Below are 23,424 nucleotides of genomic sequence, written 5' to 3'. Positions count from 1 at the left end.
TGGTGTTTCTACATGCTTTTTGGAAACGTGCGGCAGCGCATCGAGGATTGCTTTACACTTAAGTTTAAATAAAAAGCAATTAATTTTTCAGTGAGTTTGTGAGAGAATTGCATTGCGGCTATTGTTGCAGCAAGACAACGAATTAAGCAGTTACGCCTGATAGTTATTGCTCTTAAGTACTAAATTTAAAAAAGTTGTATAATTTAGTAGAAATTTTCGAAACTTTGTTGTGATAATAGAGTAGAGCCGCTAACGAGCTCCCTTAACCCAAAAATAGGAATAGTGACATCATGACGAACCAAGTCGGCATTGATATGAACAGCGATTCGGAGAATGACGAACTGCTGCAGTACAACCCGAACCGCCTGCTCGACACCCTGATCGAGAACCTGCGCCTGAAGAACGACGCAGCCCTGTCCCGCGCCCTGGAAGTTGCGCCGCCGGTCATCTCGAAGATCCGCCACCACCGTCTGCCGGTCGGCGCCTCGCTGCTGATCCGCATGCACGAAGTCAGCGACCTGTCGATCCGCGACCTGCGCTACCTGATGGGCGACCGCCGTGCGAAATTCCGCATCAGCGACAAGCAGTTCAAGCCGAAGGACAAGGACAACAACGCAGCCGCCAGCGCAGAATAACCGTGGGCGCGACTACGGACGGCGGCCACACGTGCCGCCGCACCGGCACCAGCATTTGTATTGCCAGCTTCGCCAGTTCATCCTCGTGAGGGGAGACACCCAGCGCCCAGACCTCGCGCCGGGAAAAAGACATCCAGCCAATCAGGCGGGGAACACACCCGTCGACAGATAACGATCGCCGCGGTCGCAGACGACGAACACGATCGTCGCGTTCTCCACGGTCTGCGAAATGCGCAACGCGATTTCGCAGGCCCCGGCCGCGGAAATACCGCAGAAGATCCCCTCCTCGGCCGCCAGCCGGCGCGCCATCTGTTCCGCAGCAGCCTGGGTCACGTTCTCGACCTGGTCGACACGCGCCTTGTCGAAGATCTTCGGCAGATAGGCTTCCGGCCATTTGCGGATGCCGGGAATCGACGAGCCCTCTTCCGGCTGGGCGCCGATGATGCGGATCGCCTCGTTCCGTTCCTTCAGGTAGTGTGACACGCCCATGATGGTGCCGGTCGTGCCCATCGCGCTGACGAAATGGGTGATGCGGCCTTCGGTATCGCGCCAGATCTCGGGACCGGTGGTCTCGTAGTGGGCGCGCGGATTGTCCTGGTTGGCGAACTGGTCCAGGATGATACCCTTGCCGTCCTTCTGCATCTGCTCGGCGAGATCGCGCGCATATTCCATGCCGCCGGTCTTCGGGGTCAGGATGATCTGGGCGCCGTAGGCGGCCATGCTCTGGCGGCGTTCGACCGATAGGTTGTCCGGCATGATCAGGAGCATCTTGTAGCCGCGGATGGCGGCCGCCATCGCCAGCGCGATGCCGGTATTGCCGCTGGTCGCTTCGATCAGGGTGTCGCCCGGCTTGATCTGGCCGCGCTCCTCGGCGCCGCGCAGCATCGACATCGCCGCGCGGTCCTTCACCGAACCTGCCGGATTGTTGCCTTCGAGTTTGCCGAGAATGACGTTGTTGCGGGCCGCGGCGTCGGCGCCGGGAATGCGGACCAGCTGCACCAGCGGGGTGTTGCCGATCGTGTCCTGGATGGTCTTGTATGCCATGGGTTGCGTCTGCTTTCTTGCGATCTCAAAACGCCATTCTAATCCGAGATCAACAGCGGCGTATGGCGCCGCCCGCAGAGAGCGTGATTCGAAGCAATGTAGGGTGGGGCCTTCAGTCCAGTGGACTGAAAGGCGAGCCCACCCTACCAGGCTTACTTGGAAGCCTTGGCCGGCTTGGCGGCCTTGTCATCGGCCTTGGCCATCGGCGCGCCGGAATGCGCAGCCATTGCCGCGCCTTCCTTGGACTTGCCGTTCACCTGCAGGCCGGCTTCGGACAGCTTGGCGGCGCGCTTCTCGCCGACGCCCTTCACGCGCTTCTGGAAATCGGCCCAGTCCTTGAACTCGCCCTTGGCGCGTTCGTCGATGATGGTCTTCGACATGGCGGGACCGACGCCCTTCACCGAGTCCAGTGCCGCGGCATCGGCCTTGTTGACGTCGACCTGGGCGAATGCGATGTTGACCGACGCCGCCAGCGCGGCGATTGCAAGGAACAGTTTCTTGATCATCTGGTCTTCTCCGTTGGTTTGTATGTGGACGGCGAGCGCCGCCCGCATCCATTAACGGACCAGCCCGGCGGGCGTTGACGCCCGGCCTTTGGCAAAGCTCAAGTGCCGGCGTCGGTGCGGCGGCGGTGCGCGAACAGCTCGTCGCGGGTGACGGTGGCCGTACCCAGCTTGCCGACCACGATGCCGCCGGCGCGGTTGGCGGTGGCCAGGGCTTCCGCCAGCGGCGCGCCCACGCCCAGCATCGCGGCCATGGTCGCGATCACGGTGTCGCCGGCGCCGGAGACGTCGAACACCTCGCGGGCGTCGGCATGCACGTGCAGCACCTCGTCGGCGGTGTACAGGCTCATGCCCTCTTCCGAACGGGTCAGCAGCAGCGCGGTGAGACCCAGCTCCTCGCGCAGGCTCTGGGCCTTCTCGGTGAGCTGTTCCTCGGTCTTCCAGCTGCCCACGATGCGCTTGAGTTCCGACTTGTTCGGGGTCAGCATGGTGGCGCCGGCATAGGGCGTGAAATCGTCGCCCTTGGGGTCGACCATCACGGTCTTGCCGGCCGCGCGCGCCATGCGGATCATCTCGGCCACGTTCACCAGGCTGCCCTTGTTGTAGTCGGAGAAGATGATGACGTCGTAGTCCGGCAGGATGGCCTTGAACTGGGTCAGCTTGTCGCGCAGCGTGGTCTCGCTGGGCGCCTCTTCGAAGTCGATGCGCACCATCTGCTGCTGGCGTCCGATCACGCGCAGCTTGACGATGGTAGAGATCTGCTCGTCCCGCTTCAGGTAGGTATCGATGCTGGAATCGCGCAGGATCTGCTCGACCTCGTCGCCGGCCTCGTCGTTGCCGACCACTCCCAGCAGGCCGCAGTGGGCGCCGAGGGCGGCGGCGTTGCGCGCCACGTTGGCCGCGCCGCCCAGGCGGGCTTCGCGGCGCTCGATGCGCACCACCGGCACCGGGGCTTCGGGCGAGATGCGCGAGACGTCGCCGAACCAGTAGCGGTCGAGCATGACGTCGCCGACCACCAGCAGGCGCACGCTCTCGAGCTGCGGCGCCTCGGCCTGGCGGTAGCTGTCGGTCGGCAGCAGGCGGCTGGGAATGTCCTTGTAGCTCGACATCGCTGTCCTCACTTGCTGGTCAGGACCGAACGGCCGATCCCGTGGTATTCGATGCCCTGGCCGGTCATCAGGGCCGGCTCGTACAGGTTGCGGCCGTCGATGATCACCGGCTGCTTCAGGCGCGCCTTGATCTGCTCGAAGTCGGGGCTGCGGAAGGCTTTCCACTCGGTGACGATCAGAAGCGCCTCGGCGCCATCCAGCGCCTCCATCGGCGCCTCGGCGAAGCCGATGCGGGACAGCTTTTCCTCATCCAGGTCGAGGGCCAGCACGCGGCGCGCCTCTTCCATCGCCACCGGGTCGTACACGGTGGCGGTGGCGCCGCGTTCGATCAGCTCGGCCAGCAGCACGCGCGACGGCGCTTCGCGCATGTCGTCGGTGTTCGGCTTGAAGGCCAGGCCCCAGACCGCGAAGCGCATGCCGGACAGGTCCTCGCCGAAGCGGGCAACGACCTTGCGGCCCAGCACCTGCTTCTGGCGGTCGTTGACGGCCTCGACCGCGCTCAGGATCAGCAGTTCCTGGCCGTACTGGCGCGCGGTGCGCTCGATCGCCTGCACGTCCTTCGGGAAGCAGGAGCCGCCGTAGCCGGCGCCGGCGTACAGGAAGCTGTGGCCGATGCGCGGGTCGGAACCGATGCCGTGGCGCACCGCTTCGATGTCGGCGCCCACCTTGTCGGCCAGGTTGGCCAGCTCGTTCATGAAGGAGATGCGGGTCGCCAGCATGGCGTTGGCGGCGTACTTGGTGAACTCGGCCGAACGCACGTCCATCCAGTAGGTGCGCTCGTGGTTGCGGTTGAAGGGTGCGTACAGCAGCTTCATCAGCTCGTGGGCGCGGCTGCCCGCCGGGGTGTCGTCGAGGCCGATGACGATGCGGTCCGGACGCATGAAGTCCTCGACCGCGGCGCCCTCTTTCAGGAACTCGGGGTTCGAGACCACCGAGAACTCGGCCCCGCTCTTGCCGCGCGCCGCCAGCTCCTCACGGATCGCGGCGGAGACGCGGTCGGCGGTGCCCACCGGCACGGTCGACTTGTCGACGATGACCTTGAAGCCGTCCATGTGGCGGCCGATGTTGCGGGCGGCGGCCAGCACGTACTGCAGGTCGGCCGAGCCGTCTTCGTCCGGCGGGGTGCCGACGGCGATGAACTGCAGCTGGCCGTGGGCCACGCTGGCGGCGACGTCGGTCGAGAAATGCAGGCGGCCGGCGGCGCGGTTGCGCGCGACGATCTCTTCCAGGCCGGGTTCGTGGATGGGGATGCCCCCGTTGTTGAGCAGGTCGATCTTGCGCTGGTCGACGTCGAGACAGAACACATCGTTGCCGAGTTCCGCCAGGCAGGCGCCGGTGACGAGACCGACGTAGCCGGTGCCGATAATCGTAATCTTCATATTCTTAATTCATCACATTGAGTTCTTCGGTGCGGCGCGGCGGGTAGGTCTCCCACTTGCTGCATCCCGGGCATTGCCAATAGTACTGGCGGGCCTTGAAACCGCAGTGGCTGCACTGGTAGCGTGCGAGCTTCTGCGTATAACCGTGGACGAGGTTCTTCACCATCGACAGCTCTTCCCAGACATTCGCCGGCGCATCCATGAGGCGTGCTTCGAGCAGTTTGTCCAGGCCGAGCAGCGTCGGATTGCGGCGCAGTTCTTCGACCACCAGCTGTTTGGCAGCGTCCACGCCGTTCAGTTCGATGACGGCCTTGAACACCACCTCGATCAGATCAATCGACGACGCTTCCGCCAGGTAGGAGCGCAGCAGGTTCACGCCTTCCTGGGGCCGGCCGACCTTGCGGTAGCCGTCCATCAGGCGGGCCGCCACCAGGGCCACGTGGGGCACGCTCTGCTGCTCGACGCGGCGCCAGGTCTTGAGGGCGCCTTCGATGTCGCCCTGGGCGGTCTGGGCATCCCCGTACAGCATGGTCGCGCGCACGCTCTTGCGGTCGGCCTGCAGGGCCTTGTCGAGCAGCTGCATGGCGTCGGCCGGCTGCATGTGCACCAGCGCATCCTGGGCCAGCTCGCAGTAGAACTGGGCGATTTCCTTGTGCTGGGCGCCGGCGCCGGATTCCTGCAGCCCCTCGGCGGCGGCGATCGCGCGGCGCCATTCCTTTTCGCGCTGGAAAATTTCTAATAACGCGCGCCGGGCCTGCACCCCGTATTGCGTGTCGACCAGCAGGTTGAAGGTTTCCTCGGCGCGGTCCAGCAGGCCGGCCTTCAGGTAGTCCATGCCGAGTTCGTACTGGGCGTGCACCTGCTGCTCGATCGGCAGGTCGGGACGCGACAGCAGGTTCTGGTGGACGCGGATGGCGCGCTCGGTCTCGCCGCGGCGGCGGAACAGGTTACCGAGCGCAAAGTGCATCTCGGCGGTTTCGGGATCCAGCTTGACGATCTCGATGAAGGCGTCGATCGCCTTGTCGGGCTGCTCGTTGAGGAGGAAGTTCAGGCCCTTGAAGTAGCCGCGTGGCAGGCTGCGCGATTCGGACACGAGTTGCTTGATGTCGACGCGGGCGGCGATCCAGCCGAGGGCAAAAAAGACGGGGATGCCGAGCAGCCACCAGATTTCAAATTCCATGTGATTCTTATTCTGTTGTTACGACGGTTCAGCGCGGGGTGACGCTGTCGGGTTGCGGGGCGCTGGCGGCGGTGCCGGCGGCGCTCTGCAGGGCCTGGATGGTGTTCTTGTGCTGGGAGCTTTCGCGGCGGTGGCGGAACACGGTGGGCGTCACCGCCAGGATGCCGAGGAAGGCGCCGGCGATGAAGAAGGCCAGCAGCATCAATACCAGCGGTCCGCGCAGTTCATAGCCCAGGAAGAAATGCAGGTCCACCTGATCGGTGTTCTTGAGGGCGAAGCCGAAAAAGAGGACGAACAGGATGCATCCAAGGATGGCTGAAACAATCTTCATCTCATTAGGTCCTGTCAGGAGTGGCTACAAAGGCGCAGTGTCGCATATTTGAGACGAGTTTTCAAAAGGCGGGCCTATCCGTCGTTCCGCGCAGGCGGGGACGAGGGATAGGCAGGCATAAAAAAAACGGCATCTCCGAAGAGACGCCGTTTCTGTCCGCCAAACGGCAGACGACTCAGTCTTCGATGATCGGTTGCCCGACCATCGCGTCGACCCGCTCGCGCAACTGCTTGCCCGGCTTGAAGTGGGGCACCCGTTTTTCGGGCACCATCACCTTGTCGCCGGACTTCGGATTGCGTCCGATGCGGGGCGGCCGGCTGTTCAGCGCGAAGCTGCCGAAACCGCGGATCTCGATGCGCTGGCCGGTCGCCAGGGCGTTGGTCATCGCATCGAGGATGGTCTTGACAGCGTATTCCGCATCTTTGGCCACCAGCTGGGAATAACGTTCAGCCAGGCGGTTGATCAGCTCGGACTTGGTCATCTGCGCGTTCCCAGGTTAATTAACCCTTGTTGTCGAGCTTGGCCTTCAGCAGGGCGCCCAGCGAGGTGGTGCCCGATGCAGCGTTGCTGTCCGAAGCCAGCTTGCTCATCGCTTCCTGGGTGTCGGCGTTGTCCTTGGCCTTGATCGACAGCTGGATGCTGCGTGCCTTGCGATCGATGTTGATGACCAGGGCTTCGACCTTGTCGCCCACTTTCAGGTGGGTGCCGGCATCTTCAACGCGGTCACGCGAGATTTCCGAAGCGCGCAGGTAGCCTTCGACTTCCTCGCTCAGGGCGATCACGGCGCCTTTCGGCTCAACCGATTTCACGGTGCCGGTGACCAGGGTGCCCTTGTCGTTCAGCGAAGCGAAGTTGTTGAACGGGTCGCCTTCCAGCTGCTTCACGCCCAGCGAGACGCGCTCGCGCTCGACGTCGATTGCCAGAACCACGGCTTCCAGCTCGTCGCCCTTCTTGAACTTGCGCACGGCTTCTTCGCCGGCTTCGGTCCAGGACAGGTCCGACAGGTGCACCAGGCCGTCGATGTTGCCCGGCAGGCCGATGAACACGCCGAAGTCGGTGATCGACTTGATCGAACCCTTGACCTTGTCGCCCTTCTTGTGGGTCATGCCGAAGTCGTCCCACGGATTCGCCTTGCACTGCTTCATGCCCAGCGAGATACGGCGACGCTCTTCGTCGATTTCCAGGACCATGACTTCGACTTCGTCGCCCAGCTGGACAACCTTGTTCGGAGCCACGTTCTTGTTGGTCCAGTCCATTTCCGAGACGTGCACCAGGCCTTCGATGCCCTGCTCGACTTCCACGAACGCACCGTAGTCGGTCAGGTTGGTGACCTTGCCGAACAGGCGGGTGCCTTGCGGGTAGCGACGCGACAGACCGGTCCACGGATCGTCGCCCAGCTGCTTCACGCCCAGCGAGACGCGGTTCTTTTCCTGATCGTACTTCAGGACCTTGGCGGTGATTTCCTGGCCGACGGTCAGGACTTCCGACGGGTGACGCACACGGCGCCATGCCAGGTCGGTGATGTGCAGCAGGCCGTCGATGCCGCCCAGGTCGACGAACGCACCGTAGTCGGTGATGTTCTTGACGACGCCGGTGACCACGGTGCCTTCCTTCAGCGTTTCCATCAGCTTCGCACGCTCTTCGCCCATCGATGCTTCGATGACGGCGCGACGCGACAGCACGACGTTGTTACGCTTGCGGTCCAGCTTGATGACCTTGAATTCGAGGGTCTTGCCTTCGAACGGGGTGGTGTCCTTGACCGGACGGGTGTCGACCAGCGAACCCGGCAGGAATGCGCGGATGCCGTTGGTCAGGACGGTCAGGCCGCCCTTGACTTTACCGTTGACGGTACCGGTGACGATTTCACCGGATTCCATTGCTTTTTCCAGAGCCAGCCACGATGCCAGGCGCTTGGCCTTGTCGCGCGACAGGATGGTATCGCCGAAACCGTTCTCCAGCGATTCGATGGCCACGGAAACGAAGTCACCCACGTTGACTTCCAGTTCGCCCTGGTCATTCTTGAATTCTTCGATAGGAATGAAAGCTTCCGATTTCAGGCCGGCGTTGACGATCACGAAGTTGTGATCCAGACGCACGACTTCGGCCGAAATGACTTCGCCCGAACGCATGTCTTGACGCGACAGCGACTCTTCGAAGAGTGCTGCGAAGCTTTCCATGCCGGTATCTTGATTTGCTGCAGTAGCCATGAGTTTTTGAAAGGTTAGCCAGCAGAACGGCGATATGCCCTCTGAACTGGGTCAGGTTGAAACACACCCGGGAAACACTCCCCGGGCACCACTAGCCGTGCGCCCACCAGCCGAGCACCTGGGCAACCGCGTCTTCCACGGTCATCTCCGAGGTATCGAGGATATGCGCACCCTCTGCCGGGACCAGCGGCGCCACGGCGCGCTGGGTATCGCGCGCATCGCGGGACTGCAAATCCGCCAGCAGATCGTCCATATTAGCAGAAAACCCTTTGTCAATCAATTGCTTATACCGGCGTTGCGCACGCGCCTCGACACTTGCCGTCAGAAACACTTTCAACTTGGCGCCAGGGAAGATGACGGTCCCCATATCGCGCCCGTCGGCCACCAGTCCCGGGGTCTGGCGAAAGCCCAGCTGCAGCCCGAACAGGGCCTGGCGCACCGCCGGCAGCGCCGCGATCTTCGAGGCGGTATTGCCGACTTCCTCGGCGCGGATCGCATTGCTGACGTCCTCCGTGCCCAGGTAGATGTGGCCGCCGTTGAAACGGGCCGGCAGGTGTTCGGCCACCTTGGCGACCGCGTGTTCGTCCGACAGGATGGTGCCGCGGCGCAGCGCCGACAGCGCGGTCAGGCGGTACAGGGCGCCGGAATCGAGCAGGTGGAAGCCCAGGTGGTCGGCCACCCGGTGGGCCACCGTGCCCTTGCCGGACGCGGTCGGGCCGTCGACGGTGATGACGGGAATATTTGAATGGGGCATACGTAGCTTGTTCGTCAGAATAATTCTTCTTTGGCAATCGACGCAAACGTCTCGAAGTAATCCGGGAAGGTCTTGGCCACACACTTCGGATCGTTGATGCGCATGGCATTGCCGCGCCGCGCCTTGCCGTCCAGCGAAGCCAGCGAGAAGCACATCGCCATGCGATGGTCGTCGTAGGTGTCGATGGTGGCCGGCTGCAGCTCGGCCGGCGGGGTCACGCGGATATAGTCCGGGCCCTCCTCCACGATCGCGCCAACCTTGCGCAGCTCGGTCGCCATCGCGGCCAGGCGGTCGGTTTCCTTCACGCGCCAGCTGGCGATGTTGCGCAGGGTGCTGGTGCCGTCGGCGTACAGCGCGGCCACGGCGATCGTCATGGCGGCGTCCGGAATGTGGTTGAAGTCGGCGTCGATGGCTTTCAGCACGCCGTTCGAACGGGCCTCGATCCAGGTGTCGCCCTTGACGATGGTCGCGCCCATCTGCTCGAGCGCGTCGGCGAAGCGCACGTCGCCCTGGATGCTGTCGCGACCCACCCCCTCGACCCGCACCGGACCGCCGGCAATCGCGCCGGCCGCCAGGAAATAGGAGGCGGACGAGGCATCGCCCTCCACGTGGATGGTGCCGGGAGTATGGTAGCGCTGGCCCGGCTGCACCGTGAAGGATGCCCAGCCGTCCTGCCCGACCGTCACGCCGAAGCGGCGCATCAGGTTCAGCGTGATCTCGATGTAAGGCTTGGAGATCAGCTCCCCTTCCACCTCGATGGTCACCGGGCGGTCTTTCGCCATCAGCGGCGCGGCCATCAGAAGCGCGGTCAGGAACTGGCTCGAGACATTGCCGCGCACCGACATGCGGTCGGCGTGGATGTGGCCGCGGCGGATCCGCAGCGGCGGATAGCCCGGGGCACCCAGGTACTCGATCTGGGCGCCGACCGCGTTCAGGGCGTCGACCAGGTCGCCGATCGGGCGCTCGTGCATGCGCTGCACGCCGTGCAGGGTGTAATCGCCGCCGATCACGGCCAGGGCCGCCGTCAGCGGACGGATCGCGGTGCCGGCATTGCCCATGAAGAGGTCCGCTTCATGAATGGGCAGCTGCCCGCCGGCACCGTGCACGACGTGGGTGCGCTCGTCCAGCTGCTCCCACTCGATGCCGAGCGACTTGAGGGCGCCCAGCATCACCAGGGTGTCGTCCGAGGCCAGCAGGTCGTGGATGGTGGTCGTGCCCTCGCTGAGCGCGGCCAGCAGCAGGGTACGGTTGGAAATGCTCTTCGAACCCGGCAGGCGCACGGCGCCTTCCACGTGCATCACGGGTTCCAGGTCGAGGTGTTCGGGGTAGTGTTTTGCTTGGCTCATTCTGTTCCTGATTCCGGTGCGGGCGGTTTTTCGGCGGCTTCGATCGCTTCGATCCATGCGCGGCGGGCGCGCTGGGCATTGCCGTAGACCGCTTCCAGCGCGACGCCATCGGCATCAAGCAGGCGCGCGCGCAGGCCATTCAATTGTGCCAGATAGGCATCCAGCTCACCGAGCAGCGCGTCGCGGTTGGCGAGGCTGATGTCGCGCCACATCTCGGGTGAAGAGCCGGCGATCCGGGTGAAGTCGCGGAAGCCGCTGGCCGCATACTGGAACAACAGGTCCGCATGCGGCTTGTTGGCGATATCGTCGACCAGCGCGTAGGCCAGCAGGTGCGGCAGGTGGCTGACGGCGGCGAACACCTTGTCGTGCTCTTCCGGCCCGAGGACGTGGATGATGGCGCCGCAGGCGCGCCAGGCGGCGGCCACCTTGTCGACTGCCGCTTGCTGGTTTTCCGGCAGCGGCGTCAGCACGGCTTTCTTGCCGCGGTAGAGATCGGGGATGGCGGCGTCCGGACCGTTCGATTCGCGGCCGGCGATCGGGTGGCCGGGCACGAACTGGGCGATGCGTTCGCCGAGCACGGCGCGCGCGCTGGCGACCACGTCCGCCTTGGTGCTGCCGGCGTCGGTGACGATGGTATGCGGCTCCAGCCAGGGCAGCAGCGATTCGAGGATGCGGGCGGTCTGGGCCACCGGCGCCGCCAGCAGCACCAGGTCGGCGCCGCGCAGGGCCTGCCGCGGATCGGTGCAGGCTTCGTCGATGATGCCGAGCTGCCCCGCCCTCTCCAGCGCCGCGCCGGAACGCTCCAGCCCGACGATCCGCCGCGCCGCGCCGGCCGCCTTCAGGCCGAGGGCGAAGGAGCCGCCGATCAGGCCGACGCCGACGATGACGACTTTATCGAACATTCAGGCCAGTGCCTCGCGCAGTGCTTCGATAAAGCGTGCATTCTCTTCCGGCAAACCGATCGAGATGCGCAGCCACTGCGGCAGGCCATAGGCGCCGACCGGACGCACGATCACGCCCTGCTTCAGCAGCGCCACGTTCACGCGCGCGCCCGCGCCTTCGTCCTCGCCCACCTTCACCAGCACGAAGTTGCCGTGCGAGGGCACGTACTCGAGCTTGAGCTCGTCGAAGGCGGCGGTCAGCTGCTTGTAGCCGGCGCGGTTGTTCTCGGCACCCTTCTGCAGGAATTCCTTGTCGTTCAGGGCGGCGATGGCCGCGGCCTGGGCCAGGGAATTCACGTTGAAGGGCTGGCGGATGCGGTTCATCAGGTCGGTCACCGCCGGCTGGGCGATCGCGAAGCCGACGCGCAGGCCGGCCAGGCCGTAGGCCTTCGAGAAGGTGCGCGAGACGATCAGGTTCGGGAACTTGCGCACCCACTGGGTCGACTCGAACTGGTCCTTCTGTTCCAGGTATTCGTTGTAGGCCTCGTCCAGCACGACGACGACATTGGCCGGCACCTTGGTGAGAAAAGCTTCGATCTCGGGCGCCGAAATGAAGGTGCCGGTCGGGTTGTTCGGATTGGCGATGAAGACCAGCTTGGTGTCCGCATCGATCGCGGCCGCCATCGCATCGAGGTCGTGGCCGTAGTCCCTGGCCGGCACCACGATGCCGCGCGCGCCCACGCCCTGGGCCGCCAGCGCGTACACGGCAAACGAATACTGCGAGTACAGCACCGCCTGGCCCTTCTGCACGAAGGCGTGGGCGGCGATCTCCAGGATATCGTTGGAGCCGTTGCCGAGGGTGATCCAGTCGGCCGGCACATCGTAGCGCTTGGCCAGCGCGGCCTTCAGCTCGAAGCCGTTGGCGTCCGGATAGCGGCCCAGTTCCGCGGCGGCGGCGGCCATGGCCTGCCTGGCCGATTCCGGCACGCCGAAGGGGTTCTCGTTGGATGCCAGCTTGACGATATTGGCTTCATCCAGGCCGAACTCGCGGGCGACTTCGGAAATGGGTTTGCCCGCCTGGTAAGGGGCGATGGCACGGACGTATTCTGGACCGAATTGCGACATGGGGACTCTCGATGACAAATGAAAAATGGATTACAAGCCTAGCGGATACGAGCCGAGCACCTTGAAGAAGGCGGCGTTGGCTTTCAGCTCCTCGAGGGCGCGGGCGACGGCCGCATCCTGCAGGTGCCCTTCGACGTCGACGTAGAAGTAGTATTCCCAGGTGCCGATGCGCGCCGGGCGCGACTCGAAACGGGTCATCGACACGCCGTGCCTGGCCAGCGGGGCCAGCAGATTGTAGACGGCGCCTGCCTTGTTCGGCACCGCCAGCACCAGCGAGGTGCGGTCCTGGCCCGACGGGCCGGTCGCCTGGCAGCCGATCACGGCAAAGCGCGTGCGGTTGTGCGGATCGTCCTGGATGTGGGCTTGCACCACGCCCAGCTTGTACTGCTCGCCCGCCATCTCGCTGGCGATCGCTGCGATCGTCGGATCCTGGCTGGCCAGCACGGCGGCTTCGGCGTTCGAGGCGACGGCGCGGCGCTCGACGTTCGGGTGGTGCAGGTTGAGCCAGGCCTGGCACTGGGCCAGGGCCTGCGAATGCGCGCACACGACTCTCACGCCGTCCATGCTGCCGGTCTTGCTCATCAGGCTGTGGTGGACCGGGATCGAGACTTCGCCGCTGATGATGGCGGTGGTGGCCAGCATCAGGTCGAGGGTGCGGTTGATCGCGCCTTCCGACGAGTTCTCGACCGGCACCACGCCGTAGTCGGCGGTGCCGGCCTCGGTGGCGCGGAACACTTCGTCGATCGACACGCAGGGCAGGCCTTCGACGGCGCTGCCGAAGTGCTGGAACACGGCCTGCTCGCTGAAGGTGCCGGTGGGGCCGAGATAGGCGACCGTGATGCGCTTTTCCAGCGCGCGGCAGGACGACATGATCTCGCGGAAGATGGTCTGCACGTCCTGGTCCTTCAGTGGACCGGGATTGTTCTCGGCGACCTTGCGCAGAACCTGGGCTTCGCGCTCCGGGCGGAACACCGGCGCATTGGTTTCTGCCTTCACGTGGCCGACCTCCTGGGCCACCTTGCCGCGGCGGCTCAGGAGTTCGAGGATTTGCGCGTCGATCGCATCGATCTGTTCGCGCAGGGGTTGTAATTTGTCTGTCATTGTTTGCTCATGATTATCGTTTGCCCGTCGTTCCCGACACTACCGGAACCGACTTCCCGCGAAGGCGGGAACCCAAGTTCTGCATGCATCTCGACTGCTCGACAAACTTGGATTCCCGCCTGCGCGGGAATGACGTCGGGTGATCAGCGCCCGGCAAACTCGTTCAAATAATCGACCAGGGCATGCACGCCCTCGATCGGCATCGCGTTGTAGATCGATGCCCGCATACCGCCGACGGACTTGTGGCCCTTCAGTTGCAGCAACCCGCGCGCCTTGGCGCCGGCCAGGAATTGGTCGTTCAGGGATTCGTCGCGCAGGTAGAAGGGTATGTTCATGCGCGAACGGCAATCGGGCGCCACGCGATTCCGGTAGAAATCGTCGGCATCCAGCGCCTCGTACAGCAGGCGCGCTTTTTCGATATTGCGGCGTTCCATCTCGGCCACGCCGCCCAGCCGCTTCAGGTGAGCGAACACCAGGCCGGCGATGTAGATCGCGTAGGTCGGGGGCGTGTTCAGCATCGAGTCGGCATCCGCCACCGCACGCCAGTTGAAGACGCCGGGGCAGATCGGCAGCGCGTGGTCCAGCAGGTCGTCGCGCACGATCACCAGGGTCAGGCCGGCCGGGCCGATGTTCTTCTGGGCGCCGGCGAAGATCACGCCGTATTTCGAGACGTCGACGGCGCGCGACAGGATGTGCGAGGACATGTCGGCCACCAGCGGGGTCTCGCCCTGCACGGTCGGGACGAAATTGAATTCGACGCCGTCGATGGTCTCGTTGGTGCAGACGTGCAGGTAGGCGGCGTCGCTGCTGAGTTTCCAGCTTTCCTGCGGCGGCACCGTGGTGAAGCCGCTCGCCTCGCCGGAGGCGGCGATGTTGACGTTGGCGTAGCGCCGCGCTTCCTTCAGGGATTTGCTGGACCAGGAACCGGTCTGCACGAAATCGATGGTGGCCGGCTGGGGCTTGCGGCCGGCCAGGTTCAGCGGCACCAGGGAATTCTCGCCCAGTCCCCCGCCCTGCATGAACAGGATCTCGTAGTTGGACGGGACGTTCAGCAGTTCGCGCAGGTCGGCTTCGGCCTGCTCGTAGATCGAGATGAATTCGGGGCCGCGGTGGCTCATCTCCATCACCGACATGCCGCTGCCGTGCCAGTCGAGCATCTCGGCGGCGGCCTGCTGGAGAACTTCCTTCGGGAGGACGGCCGGGCCGGCGGAAAAATTGAAAACCTGGGTCATCGTGCCTGTTGCCTCACTTCCCGCCGAGAGCCTGGTGGCTTTGCGCCATGGCTTTCTGGATTCGCGGCATCATCACGCGCTGGCTGATCTCCATGCTGCGGGTCATCAGCTCGGGCATCTTGGCCTGCATCTTCTGGCCCAGCGGCGAAGTGTAGAAGGCAGTCAGCTGGCGGATCTCGTCCAGCGTATAGGTTTCCGCATACAGCGGCACCATTTCCGCGAGCATGTCGTCGACCAGGGTCGGATCGGCGAACAGCGTATGCGCCTGGACGGCCGCGGCCTGGGTCGCCTCGTCGAGCTTCTTCAGCTGCTCGGCCTTCTGGGCGGCGTCCAGGTTGGGATTGCCGTTGATCGAGGCCGTCATCGTCGACCGCATCTGCGCCGGCATCTGCTGCTCCATGCGCGCCAGCATGCCGGTCATCATCTCGCGCACCTTCATTGCCGCCAGCATCTCCCTGGTCGCCGCGACCACTGCCGGATCGGCGGACGGCACCGGCGCCGCCGCCAGACTGAAAGCGGGTGCGCAGCTCAGAATGAAGGTGGAAGCGATGGCGGCGAGCGTTTTTTTCATGATGATCCTTTGGATGGACGGCCCGTGGGCGAGCCTGTTGGCGTCATGGCAGCAGTGACGGGGAACCTGATTTTCGCACGAAACTTGCAAAAAATCCTCAGGGCGGACCATTTTTCGCCGCATTGCAGCAATCCGCCGCCGAATGCGTCAAATGAAAAACGGCCCGTGCATCGCTGCAGGGGCCGTTTCGATGGCTGGGACGCGCCTTATTCCGGCGCCGGCTCCAGCTCCACCTCGTCGACGTCGCTCTCGACCACGCGCTGCAGGCCGGACAGCTTGGTGCCGTCCTCCACCGCGATCAGGGTCACGCCCTGGGTCGCGCGGCCCATCTCGCGGATCTCGGCCACGCGGGTGCGGATCAGCACGCCGCCGGTCGTGATCAGCATGATCTCGTCGGTTTCGTCGACCAGGGTCGCGGCCACCACCTTGCCGTTACGCTCGGTGGTCTGGATCGCGATCATGCCCTTGGTGCCGCGGCCATGGCGGGTGTACTCCAAGATCGGGGTACGCTTGCCGAAGCCGTTCTCGGTGGCGGTGAGCACGGACTGCTGTTCGTTCTCGGCCACCAGCAGCGCGATCACGTTCTGGCCTTCTTCCAGGTTCATGCCGCGCACGCCGCGCGCGGTACGGCCCATCGGGCGCACGTCGTTCTCGTCGAAGCGCACGGCCTTGCCGGCGTCCGAGAACAGCATCACGTCGTGCTTGCCGTCGGTAAGCGCGGCGCCGATCAGGAAGTCGCCCTCGTCCAGGTCGACCGCGATGATGCCGGCCTTGCGCGGGTTGCTGAAGTCCTTCAGCGGGGTCTTCTTGACGGTACCCAGGCTGGTTGCCATGAAGACGTAGTGATCTTCCGGGAAGCTCGAGTTCTCACCCGACAGCGGCAGCACCACCGTGATCTTCTCGCCGTCCTGCAGCGGGAACATGTTCACGATCGGCTTGCCGCGCGAGTTGCGCGAGCCCTGCGGCACTTCCCACACCTTCAGCCAGTACATCCGGCCGCGGTTGCTGAAGCACAGGATGTAGTCGTGGGTATTGGCGATGAACAGCTGGTCGATCCAGTCCTCGTCCTTGGTCGCCATCGCCTGCTTGCCGCGGCCGCCGCGCTTTTGGGCGCGGTATTCCGAGATCGGCTGCGACTTCATGTAACCGGTGTGCGACAGGGTCACCACCATGTCCTGCGGGGTGATCAGGTCTTCGGTTTCGAGGTCGCTGGCGTTGTGCTCGATGGCCGAGCGGCGTGCATCCTTGCCGTTCTCGGTGTAGTCGGCCTTGATCTGGCCCATTTCGTCCACGATGATCGCGGTGACGCGTTCCGGCTTGGACAGGATGTCGAGCAGGTCGGCGATGTGGAGCATCACTTCCTTGTACTCGTTGACGATCTTGTCCTGCTCCAGGCCGGTCAGGCGCTGCAGGCGCATCTGCAGGATTTCCTGGGTTTGCTCGTCGGACAGGCGGTACATGCCATCCGGCTGCATGCCGTAGTGCTTCGGCAGGTGTTCCGGACGGAAGGCGTCGATGCCGCCGGATGCGCCCAGTTCGGTACGGCTCAGCATCTCGCGCACCAGGGACGAATCCCAGGTCCGCTGCATCAGCTCGACCTTGGCGACCGGCGGGGTCGGCGCGGCCTTGATGATGGCGATGAACTCGTCGATGTTCGCCAGCGCGACGGCCAGGCCTTCCAGCATGTGGCCGCGTTCGCGCGCCTTGCGCAGTTCGAACACGGTGCGGCGGGTGACCACTTCGCGGCGGTGCGACAGGAAGCTTTCCAGCATCTGCTTCAGGTTCAGCAGCTTCGGCTGGCCGTTGACCAGGGCCACCATGTTCATGCCGAAGGTGTCCTGCAACTGGGTTTGCTTGTACAGGTTGTTCAGCACCACTTCCGGCACTTCGCCGCGCTTCAGCTCGATCACCACGCGCATGCCCGACTTGTCGGACTCGTCGCGGATGTCGGAGATGCCTTCCAGCTTCTTGTCGCGCACGTTCTCGGCGATGCGCTCGAGCAGCGACTTTTTATTGACCTGATACGGCAGCTCGTCGACGATGATGGCCACGCGGCCGCCGTCCTTGCCGTACTCTTCGAAGTGGGTCTTGGCGCGCATCACCACACGGCCGCGGCCGGTGCGATAACCGTCGCGCACGCCGGACACGCCGTAGATGATGCCGGCGGTCGGGAAGTCCGGCGCCGGGATCAGCTCGATCAGCTCGTCGATCGTGCAGTCCGGATTCCTCAGCACGTGCAGCGCGCCGTTGATGACTTCGGACAGGTTGTGCGGCGGAATGTTGGTCGCCATGCCGACCGCGATACCGGAGGAGCCGTTGACCAGCAGGTTCGGGATACGGGTCGGCAGGACGGTCGGTTCTTTTTCCTTGCCGTCATAGTTCGGCTGGAAGTCGACGGTGTCCTTGTCGATATCGGCCAGCAGCTCCTGGGAAATCTTGTCCAGGCGACACTCGGTGTAACGCATCGCCGCAGCGCTGTCGCCGTCGATCGAACCGAAATTCCCCTGCCCGTCGACCAGGGTGTAGCGCAGCGAGAAGTCCTGCGCCATACGCACCAGGGTGTCGTAGATCGAGGCATCGCCATGCGGGTGGAACTTACCCATGGTCTCGCCGACCACGCGCGCGCACTTGAGGTACGGGCGGTTCCACACGTTGTTCATCTCGTGCATCGCGAACAGCACACGGCGGTGCACCGGCTTGAGACCGTCGCGCGCGTCCGGCAGAGCACGGCCCACGATCACGCTCATCGCGTAATCGAGGTAGCTCTTGCGCATTTCTTCTTCCAGGGAAATTGGAATTGTTTCTTTTGCGAATTGATCCATTGGCGGGTCGGCTGTTTTGGGCCGTGAAATTTAAGTTTCCAAGGGGTAGATTTTACCACGCGCGCTATATCAGCAGTGCATTTTGAAAGCAAGTCCAGCTCGGCTTGCGTGTGCACGTTTGCTAATCTGACACATGCTTGTAATAAACTTTCGTCAAGCTTGCGATCCGTTCACAATTACGTTGTTGCGCAGAAACAACGAGAGAAATCGCATGCGCAGCAAATGGGCTTTCCGCGGTCGTGCGGATGTAGCGTATGTGGCAAAATGGCCGAGATGTTAATTGCTCGTTTCACAATGCGAAACAGACACGTCCGTGCAAGTGTTAATATTCTGCCCACGTGCTCACATCATGCGCATCGGCGCGCAAGTTTCGCGGCGGGAAGAATTTACCGAAAGGAAGAAAAAATATGAAAAAACTGGCAACCCTCATGCTCGCAGCCTCGGCCGCGATGGCAGGCAGCGCTTTCGCGCAAAGCGCTCCGCCGTACGCGCCGCTGACGACCGACATCCAGGCGCCGACGCCTTACAGCGCTTACGTTCAGGATGCCCGCGGCGTGATCGCGCGCAATCCTTTCGGCCTGTGCTGGCGTACCGGCTACTGGACCCCGGCCGACGCGGTCCCAGGCTGCGACGCACCGCTGTGCGTGGCGCCTGAGAAACTGGAAAACGGCAAGTGCGTCGCGCCGCCGCCGCCACCGCCGGTCGAAGCTCCGGCCCCGGCACCTGCTCCGGCACCGGCTCCGGCTCCGGTCCCGACCTCGGAAAAAGTGAGCTACTCGGCTGACGCCTTCTTCGACTTCGACAAAGCCGTGCTGAAGCCGGCCGGCAAGGCATCGCTGGATGACCTGGTCTCGAAGCTGAAGGACATCAACCTGGAAGTCATCATCGCCGTCGGCCACACCGACTCGATCGGTACCGATGCCTACAACCAGAAGCTGTCGGTCCGCCGCGCTGAAGCCGTCAAGGCCTACCTGCAAGGCAAGGGCGTGGAATCGAACCGCATCTACACCGAAGGCAAGGGCGAGAAGCAGCCTGTGGCCGACAACAAGACTGCCGAAGGCCGCGCCAAGAACCGCCGCGTGGAAATCGAAGTGGTCGGCACCCGCGGCACCCAGCAGCAGTAATCTGCCGCTGGCGGGCTGACGCCCCGGACAAACCCCGCTTCGGCGGGGTTTTTTTTCGCCAACCCAACCGTAGCACGGCGGCATTTCCGCTATTATTCGCACCTATGACTACGCAAGCATCGACGACGGCCAACGCCGACCCCTTGGAAATCCAGAAGTTCAGCGAGCTGGCCCACCGCTGGTGGGACCCGACGTCCGAGTTCCGCCCGCTGCACGAGATCAATCCGCTGCGCCTGGAATGGATCAACGCGCGCGTGCCCCTGAGCGGCAAGAACGTGATCGACATCGGTTGCGGCGGCGGCGTGCTGTCGGAATCGATGGCGCGCAAGGGCGCGAAAGTGACCGGCATCGACCTGTCGAAGAAGGCCCTGAAAGTGGCCGACCTGCACAGCCTGGAATCGGGCATCGAGGTGCGCTACAAGCTCATCGCCGCCGAAGACATGGCCGCCGAGGAACCGGGCCAGTTCGACGTCGTCACCTGCATGGAAATGCTCGAGCACGTGCCCGATCCGGCCGCCATCGTGCGCGCCGCGGCGACCCTCGTGAAACCGGGCGGCCACGTGTTCTTCTCGACCCTGAACCGCAATCCGAAGTCCTACCTGTTCGCGGTGATCGGCGCCGAGTACGTGCTGCGCATGCTGCCGCGCGGCACCCACGACTACGCCAAGTTCATCACGCCGGCCGAGCTCTCCAGCTTCATCCGCGCCGCCGGCCTGCAGGTCGAAGGCCTGAAGGGGCTGAGCTACAACCCGCTGACCAAGATCTACTCGCTGAACCAGGACACCGATGTGAACTACATGGTGGCCTGCACCAAGCCGCTTTAAGACGATACTGCATGACCTTTCCCTCCCGCCTGCCCGTGCCGCGCGCCGTCCTGTTCGACCTCGACGGCACCCTGGCCGATACCGCGCCCGACCTCGCCGCCGCCGTCAACTGGCTGCGCACCGAGCGCGGCCTCGAACCGACGCCCTACGCGGTGCTGCGCCCGACCGCCTCGGCCGGCGCACGCGGCATGATCGGCGCCGCCTTCGGCCTGGCGCCGGGTGACGAGGGCTATGAAGAACTGCGCCTGCAATGGTTCGACCGCTACCAGTCGGCGATGGCGGTCGAGAGCCGCCTGTTCGACGGCGTGTCCGAGCTATTGAACGGCATCGAGCAGGCCGGCATGGCCTGGGGCGTGGTCACCAACAAGCCGATGCGCTTCACCGACCCGCTGATCCCGCAGATCGGCCTGGCGCACGCCGGCTGTGTCGTCTCCGGCGACACCACCGCCTTCGCCAAGCCCCACCCGGCCCCGCTGCTGGAAGGCGCGCGCCTGCTGGGCCTGGCGGCCGAGGAATGCTGGTACGTCGGCGACGACCTGCGCGACGTCGAAGCCGGCCGCGCCGCCGGCATGGTCACGGTCGCCTGCGGCTGGGGCTATTGCGGCGAGATTCCGCCCGCAACCTGGGGCGCCGACTACCTGCTCGACAACCCGCTGCACCTGCTGCAGGTGTTGCGCGACGTGATCGACGCCGCCCGTACTGCCGAAGCATCGGCCTGATCAAGCGCTTACATATCTTTACGATTGATACAGGGATGAGTCTATCTCTGCGTGACTCCCGCCATTAATCTACTCCCATACAACAACGCAACGTTTCGGGAGCAGAGAACATGGAAGCGATCAAGACCACCACCAACCGTATCCACCCGCTGATGGCCGGCGCCGCCGTGTCGGTCATCGTCGTCAGCCTGGCCGGCGCCGCCGCCATCACCGGCATCCTGCCGAGCTCGAACAGCGCTCCGCAAGCCCAGCCGGCCGCGCTGATGAGCTCCCAGGCCGCGCCTGGCTACGCCGGCGCACTGGCCCCGGTCGCCGCCCCCGTCGCGCCTCAGGGCGTGCAGCAGGCGCCTGTCGGCTACGCCCAGCCGGTGGCTGCAGGCTACGTCCAGCCGGCCGCCTACGCGCAGCCGGGCTATGGCCAGCCGGCATATGGTCAACAGGTGGCAGTCCAGCCGGCGCCCGCCCCGGCTCCGGTGGTGATCAAGGAAACCGTGATCAAGGAAGTGCCGGTGAAACAGGCTGCACCGCGTCCGCGCACCGTCGCCCACCACAGCTATGCCCGTGACGATTACTACGCCCCGGCACCGCGTCCGGCACCGCAGCCGAACTACGTCGGCATCGGCACCGGCGCCGTGATCGGCGGCCTGATCGGTAACCAGGTCGGCAGCGGCAACGGCCGCAAGCTCGCCACCGTGGCCGGCATCATCGGCGGCGGCATGATCGGCAACCAGATGATCAACCGCTGATCGCCGGTCCCCTGAAGGAAAGCCGCGGATGCGCAAGCCCGCGGCTTTTTTACGTCTTGCGGAACACGCTGACGATGATGTCGCTCGGGAACAGGCGCAGCAGCGGAAGCGCGCACATCACGGCGGCGTATTGCAGGTAGAGCGAGGGCCCGGAGATATTGCCGGCGCAGCGGATACGCTCCAGCAAGCCCTTGGCGCGCAGCGAAGGCAGTTCGCCGGAATGCAGGCGCTCGAAACCGTGCCGGGACACCAGACGCTCCAGGTTAGTGGGACGGAAGTAATGGACGTGGGGCGAAGGCAGGTCCTTCTGCCACAGGCGCTCAAAAGGGCTGCGCCAGCCCATCCGCGCAAAGGTCTTCGACAGCCGATAGAAGAAGCCTGCGCTGTTGGGCAGGTTAAGGATCAGCAAGCCGCCCTCCTCCAGGCGCGCATGGCAGGCGTCGAGCGCGGCGCGGATGTCGGGAATGTGTTCGATGACGTCGTTGAAGACGATGACGTCGAAGCGTTCGCCGGCCTCCAGCGCATCCGGAAAATATCCCTGACGCACCGGCAAGCCCCGCGCCGCCGTGCGTCCGCCGACCACGGCATCCGGCTCGATCCCCAGCGCCTCGAAACGCTCGCGCGCCGTCTCGAGGAACCAGCCATGCGCGCAGCCGACGTCGAGCAGCTTGCGCGCACCCGGCCGAGCCAGGCAGACCGCGATGTCGACGATGTCGCGGAAGTTCTCCTGGCGCAGCGCCTTCAGGCCCAGCTCGCGCTCATCCTCGTCGACCGGTGCCCCCGCCGTCTTCTCGTTGATCGCTCCTTGCAGAGCGGCACTTTCGTACCCACATTCGTGGCAGGACGCATGCCATCCAGCCAAACCAGCGGTTTGCGGCGTACCGCAGACGATACATGCCATATTCTCTCCGTTCAGTGTCATCGAGCCGTCTCCAGCAACCATGCATGATAGTTCGGATTTGACAATGAAAATCTATCGAAAGTTAACATTTTCGTGTGTTCTCGGAGAGATCCGTATCACTGCACACCGCCTCGGTTTGGAGTACAATGGTAGTTCTTCGTTGGGGGGCGACCTGGTTTCGACGTGGGTTGCAAAGCAGCGCAGGGCATACCGAGGACTGGTTACCTCGTAAATACATCCAGAAATCAATAACTGCAAACGATAACTCGTACGCACTCGCAGCCTAATCGCTGCTAGCTCTACATCACCTCGCCTCTGGGGTGAGCCGCAAGGCAAGTAGAGTCATTTACAGAGGCTAGGAATCAACTGGGTCACTTGGTTGCTTCCGAAATTTAAGGTGACTCGCTTGTACACAGGGTGCACATCCCCGTTGTACTGGTTAAATTAAAAGATAGTGCTAAGTATGTAGAACTGTCTGTAGAGTGCTTGCGGACGAGGGTTCGATTCCCTCCGCCTCCACCAGTATTCAAAAACAAAGCCCTGCCGGCGCAAGCCGGTGGGGCTTTGTTTTTGAATACTCGCATGAGAAGAAGGAAATCAAATCCTCGTCCGGCACGGACGAGGGGCGAGCGGGGGTGTCGAGCCGCACCGCGGCGAGCCCGCGAGCGGCTTGGCGCTTGCAAGCGCCAAGCCGCCCGATTCGCCTGGCTAAGCAGTCGCGCAGCGACTGTGCCTTACCTTCACCACTATTCAAACAAAAGCCCTGCCGGCGCAAGCCGGTGGGGCTTTGTTTTTGAATACTCGCATGAGCAGAAGGAAATCGAATCCTCGTCCGGCACGGACGAGGGGCGAGCGGGGGTGTCGAGCCGCACCGCGGCGAGCCCGCGAGC

The 23,424-nt window shown here is 64.0% G+C and carries 22 protein-coding genes and 1 other RNA gene; 6 read left to right on the top strand and 17 right to left on the bottom strand.

The features are described 5' to 3' along the window. Positions 1–290: 290 nt before the first annotated feature. Positions 291–635: a hypothetical protein gene (locus tag AC1DOP_RS25875; protein WP_442123671.1), complete on the top strand. Its 345-nt coding sequence runs from the start codon at positions 291–293 to the stop codon at positions 633–635. A 141-nt stretch (positions 636–776) separates the two neighbouring features. Here AC1DOP_RS25875 and cysM read toward each other — a convergent pair whose 3' ends face one another. The 16 genes from cysM to gyrA form a co-directional block, all read right to left on the bottom strand. Beyond that, the gene (gene cysM, locus AC1DOP_RS25870) at positions 777–1,679 is read right to left on the bottom strand and encodes a cysteine synthase CysM (RefSeq protein WP_442123670.1); all 903 of its coding nucleotides are present in this window, start codon (positions 1,677–1,679) and stop codon (positions 777–779) included. Between the two features lie 152 nt (positions 1,680–1,831). Beyond that, complete coding sequence (locus AC1DOP_RS25865) at positions 1,832–2,185, bottom strand: ComEA family DNA-binding protein (RefSeq protein ID WP_442123669.1); 354 nt, start codon at positions 2,183–2,185, stop codon at positions 1,832–1,834. Positions 2,186–2,283: 98 nt separating this feature from the next. Next, positions 2,284–3,291, bottom strand: coding sequence for a D-glycero-beta-D-manno-heptose-7-phosphate kinase (gene rfaE1 / locus AC1DOP_RS25860; RefSeq protein ID WP_442123668.1), 1,008 nt, complete (start codon positions 3,289–3,291; stop codon positions 2,284–2,286). A gap of 8 nt (positions 3,292–3,299) precedes the next feature. Then, positions 3,300–4,670 carry a UDP-glucose dehydrogenase family protein gene (locus AC1DOP_RS25855; RefSeq protein WP_477254125.1) on the bottom strand — a complete coding sequence of 457 codons (1,371 nt, stop codon included), beginning with the start codon at positions 4,668–4,670 and terminating at the stop codon, positions 3,300–3,302. A 4-nt stretch (positions 4,671–4,674) separates the two neighbouring features. Next, a complete protein-coding gene (lapB, locus tag AC1DOP_RS25850; RefSeq protein ID WP_442123666.1) occupies positions 4,675–5,850 on the bottom strand; it encodes a lipopolysaccharide assembly protein LapB in 1,176 nt (391 codons plus the stop codon). A gap of 28 nt (positions 5,851–5,878) precedes the next feature. Beyond that, positions 5,879–6,181: a LapA family protein gene (locus tag AC1DOP_RS25845; RefSeq protein WP_230027580.1), complete on the bottom strand. Its 303-nt coding sequence runs from the start codon at positions 6,179–6,181 to the stop codon at positions 5,879–5,881. Positions 6,182–6,356: 175 nt separating this feature from the next. Next, positions 6,357–6,662, bottom strand: a complete 306-nt coding sequence (locus tag AC1DOP_RS25840) for an integration host factor subunit beta (RefSeq protein WP_008446215.1) — start codon at positions 6,660–6,662, stop codon at positions 6,357–6,359. Positions 6,663–6,681: 19 nt separating this feature from the next. After that, positions 6,682–8,388: a 30S ribosomal protein S1 gene (rpsA, locus tag AC1DOP_RS25835; protein WP_442123665.1), complete on the bottom strand. Its 1,707-nt coding sequence runs from the start codon at positions 8,386–8,388 to the stop codon at positions 6,682–6,684. Between the two features lie 91 nt (positions 8,389–8,479). Continuing rightward, complete coding sequence (gene cmk, locus AC1DOP_RS25830) at positions 8,480–9,142, bottom strand: (d)CMP kinase (RefSeq protein WP_442123664.1); 663 nt, start codon at positions 9,140–9,142, stop codon at positions 8,480–8,482. Positions 9,143–9,156: 14 nt separating this feature from the next. Beyond that, the gene (aroA, locus tag AC1DOP_RS25825) at positions 9,157–10,488 is read right to left on the bottom strand and encodes a 3-phosphoshikimate 1-carboxyvinyltransferase (protein WP_477254119.1); all 1,332 of its coding nucleotides are present in this window, start codon (positions 10,486–10,488) and stop codon (positions 9,157–9,159) included. Next, positions 10,485–11,390, bottom strand: coding sequence for a prephenate dehydrogenase (locus AC1DOP_RS25820; protein WP_477254117.1), 906 nt, complete (start codon positions 11,388–11,390; stop codon positions 10,485–10,487). Before AC1DOP_RS25820 ends, aroA begins: the two co-directional genes overlap by 4 nt. Then, the gene (gene hisC / locus AC1DOP_RS25815; protein WP_477254115.1) at positions 11,391–12,494 is read right to left on the bottom strand and encodes a histidinol-phosphate transaminase; all 1,104 of its coding nucleotides are present in this window, start codon (positions 12,492–12,494) and stop codon (positions 11,391–11,393) included. 30 nt (positions 12,495–12,524) lie between these two features. Continuing rightward, positions 12,525–13,595, bottom strand: coding sequence for a prephenate dehydratase (gene pheA, locus AC1DOP_RS25810; RefSeq protein ID WP_442123660.1), 1,071 nt, complete (start codon positions 13,593–13,595; stop codon positions 12,525–12,527). A 143-nt stretch (positions 13,596–13,738) separates the two neighbouring features. After that, positions 13,739–14,827 (bottom strand): 3-phosphoserine/phosphohydroxythreonine transaminase, encoded by a 1,089-nt coding sequence (gene serC / locus AC1DOP_RS25805; RefSeq protein WP_442123659.1) that lies wholly within the window; start codon positions 14,825–14,827, stop codon positions 13,739–13,741. Positions 14,828–14,840: 13 nt separating this feature from the next. Further along, positions 14,841–15,398 (bottom strand): DUF2059 domain-containing protein, encoded by a 558-nt coding sequence (locus AC1DOP_RS25800; protein ID WP_442123658.1) that lies wholly within the window; start codon positions 15,396–15,398, stop codon positions 14,841–14,843. A gap of 206 nt (positions 15,399–15,604) precedes the next feature. Then, positions 15,605–18,220 carry a DNA gyrase subunit A gene (gene gyrA, locus AC1DOP_RS25795; protein WP_442123657.1) on the bottom strand — a complete coding sequence of 872 codons (2,616 nt, stop codon included), beginning with the start codon at positions 18,218–18,220 and terminating at the stop codon, positions 15,605–15,607. Positions 18,221–18,627: 407 nt separating this feature from the next. Here gyrA and ompA point away from each other — a divergent pair, with 407 nt between their 5' ends. The 4 genes from ompA to AC1DOP_RS25775 all read left to right on the top strand — a co-directional run bounded on the left by ompA (position 18,628) and on the right by AC1DOP_RS25775 (position 21,633). Further along, complete coding sequence (ompA, locus tag AC1DOP_RS25790; RefSeq protein WP_442123656.1) at positions 18,628–19,344, top strand: outer membrane protein OmpA; 717 nt, start codon at positions 18,628–18,630, stop codon at positions 19,342–19,344. 104 nt (positions 19,345–19,448) lie between these two features. After that, entirely contained in the window at positions 19,449–20,168 is a 720-nt protein-coding gene (gene ubiG / locus AC1DOP_RS25785) for a bifunctional 2-polyprenyl-6-hydroxyphenol methylase/3-demethylubiquinol 3-O-methyltransferase UbiG (RefSeq protein ID WP_477254112.1), read from the top strand. An 11-nt stretch (positions 20,169–20,179) separates the two neighbouring features. Further along, positions 20,180–20,887 carry an HAD family hydrolase gene (locus AC1DOP_RS25780; RefSeq protein WP_477254110.1) on the top strand — a complete coding sequence of 236 codons (708 nt, stop codon included), beginning with the start codon at positions 20,180–20,182 and terminating at the stop codon, positions 20,885–20,887. Positions 20,888–20,997: 110 nt separating this feature from the next. Then, the gene (locus AC1DOP_RS25775; RefSeq protein WP_442123653.1) at positions 20,998–21,633 is read left to right on the top strand and encodes a glycine zipper 2TM domain-containing protein; all 636 of its coding nucleotides are present in this window, start codon (positions 20,998–21,000) and stop codon (positions 21,631–21,633) included. Positions 21,634–21,682: 49 nt separating this feature from the next. On the opposite strand, the gene AC1DOP_RS25770 is transcribed toward AC1DOP_RS25775, so the two are convergent. After that, positions 21,683–22,534: a class I SAM-dependent methyltransferase gene (locus tag AC1DOP_RS25770; protein WP_477254107.1), complete on the bottom strand. Its 852-nt coding sequence runs from the start codon at positions 22,532–22,534 to the stop codon at positions 21,683–21,685. A gap of 163 nt (positions 22,535–22,697) precedes the next feature. Here AC1DOP_RS25770 and ssrA point away from each other — a divergent pair. Then, positions 22,698–23,056: a transfer-messenger RNA gene (gene ssrA, locus AC1DOP_RS25765) on the top strand. The last annotated feature ends 368 nt before the right edge of the window (positions 23,057–23,424 follow it).

The organism is Massilia sp. 01N410, assembly GCF_056399665.1.
The sequence above is the reverse complement of the archived record's forward strand: the minus strand, read 5'-3'. Positions and strand labels throughout refer to the sequence as shown.

What these genes read in the sequence shown, in the direction of transcription:
- ompA (WP_442123656.1), top strand. Translation starts at nt 18,628, where the DNA reads ATGAAAAAACTGGCAACCCTCATGCTCGCAGCCTCGGCCGCGATGGCA.
- rfaE1 (WP_442123668.1), bottom strand. Translation starts at nt 3,291, where the DNA reads ATGTCGAGCTACAAGGACATTCCCAGCCGCCTGCTGCCGACCGACAGC.
- AC1DOP_RS25865 (WP_442123669.1), bottom strand. Translation starts at nt 2,185, where the DNA reads ATGATCAAGAAACTGTTCCTTGCAATCGCCGCGCTGGCGGCGTCGGTC.
- AC1DOP_RS25770 (WP_477254107.1), bottom strand. Translation starts at nt 22,534, where the DNA reads ATGGCATGTATCGTCTGCGGTACGCCGCAAACCGCTGGTTTGGCTGGA.
- rpsA (WP_442123665.1), bottom strand. Translation starts at nt 8,388, where the DNA reads ATGGCTACTGCAGCAAATCAAGATACCGGCATGGAAAGCTTCGCAGCA.
- AC1DOP_RS25840 (WP_008446215.1), bottom strand. Translation starts at nt 6,662, where the DNA reads ATGACCAAGTCCGAGCTGATCAACCGCCTGGCTGAACGTTATTCCCAG.
- AC1DOP_RS25780 (WP_477254110.1), top strand. Translation starts at nt 20,180, where the DNA reads ATGACCTTTCCCTCCCGCCTGCCCGTGCCGCGCGCCGTCCTGTTCGAC.
- ubiG (WP_477254112.1), top strand. Translation starts at nt 19,449, where the DNA reads ATGACTACGCAAGCATCGACGACGGCCAACGCCGACCCCTTGGAAATC.
- AC1DOP_RS25800 (WP_442123658.1), bottom strand. Translation starts at nt 15,398, where the DNA reads ATGAAAAAAACGCTCGCCGCCATCGCTTCCACCTTCATTCTGAGCTGC.
- AC1DOP_RS25775 (WP_442123653.1), top strand. Translation starts at nt 20,998, where the DNA reads ATGGAAGCGATCAAGACCACCACCAACCGTATCCACCCGCTGATGGCC.
- cysM (WP_442123670.1), bottom strand. Translation starts at nt 1,679, where the DNA reads ATGGCATACAAGACCATCCAGGACACGATCGGCAACACCCCGCTGGTG.
- AC1DOP_RS25875 (WP_442123671.1), top strand. Translation starts at nt 291, where the DNA reads ATGACGAACCAAGTCGGCATTGATATGAACAGCGATTCGGAGAATGAC.
- AC1DOP_RS25820 (WP_477254117.1), bottom strand. Translation starts at nt 11,390, where the DNA reads ATGTTCGATAAAGTCGTCATCGTCGGCGTCGGCCTGATCGGCGGCTCC.
- pheA (WP_442123660.1), bottom strand. Translation starts at nt 13,595, where the DNA reads ATGACAGACAAATTACAACCCCTGCGCGAACAGATCGATGCGATCGAC.
- hisC (WP_477254115.1), bottom strand. Translation starts at nt 12,494, where the DNA reads ATGTCGCAATTCGGTCCAGAATACGTCCGTGCCATCGCCCCTTACCAG.
- aroA (WP_477254119.1), bottom strand. Translation starts at nt 10,488, where the DNA reads ATGAGCCAAGCAAAACACTACCCCGAACACCTCGACCTGGAACCCGTG.
- AC1DOP_RS25845 (WP_230027580.1), bottom strand. Translation starts at nt 6,181, where the DNA reads ATGAAGATTGTTTCAGCCATCCTTGGATGCATCCTGTTCGTCCTCTTT.
- gyrA (WP_442123657.1), bottom strand. Translation starts at nt 18,220, where the DNA reads ATGGATCAATTCGCAAAAGAAACAATTCCAATTTCCCTGGAAGAAGAA.
- serC (WP_442123659.1), bottom strand. Translation starts at nt 14,827, where the DNA reads ATGACCCAGGTTTTCAATTTTTCCGCCGGCCCGGCCGTCCTCCCGAAG.
- AC1DOP_RS25855 (WP_477254125.1), bottom strand. Translation starts at nt 4,670, where the DNA reads ATGAAGATTACGATTATCGGCACCGGCTACGTCGGTCTCGTCACCGGC.
- cmk (WP_442123664.1), bottom strand. Translation starts at nt 9,142, where the DNA reads ATGCCCCATTCAAATATTCCCGTCATCACCGTCGACGGCCCGACCGCG.
- lapB (WP_442123666.1), bottom strand. Translation starts at nt 5,850, where the DNA reads ATGGAATTTGAAATCTGGTGGCTGCTCGGCATCCCCGTCTTTTTTGCC.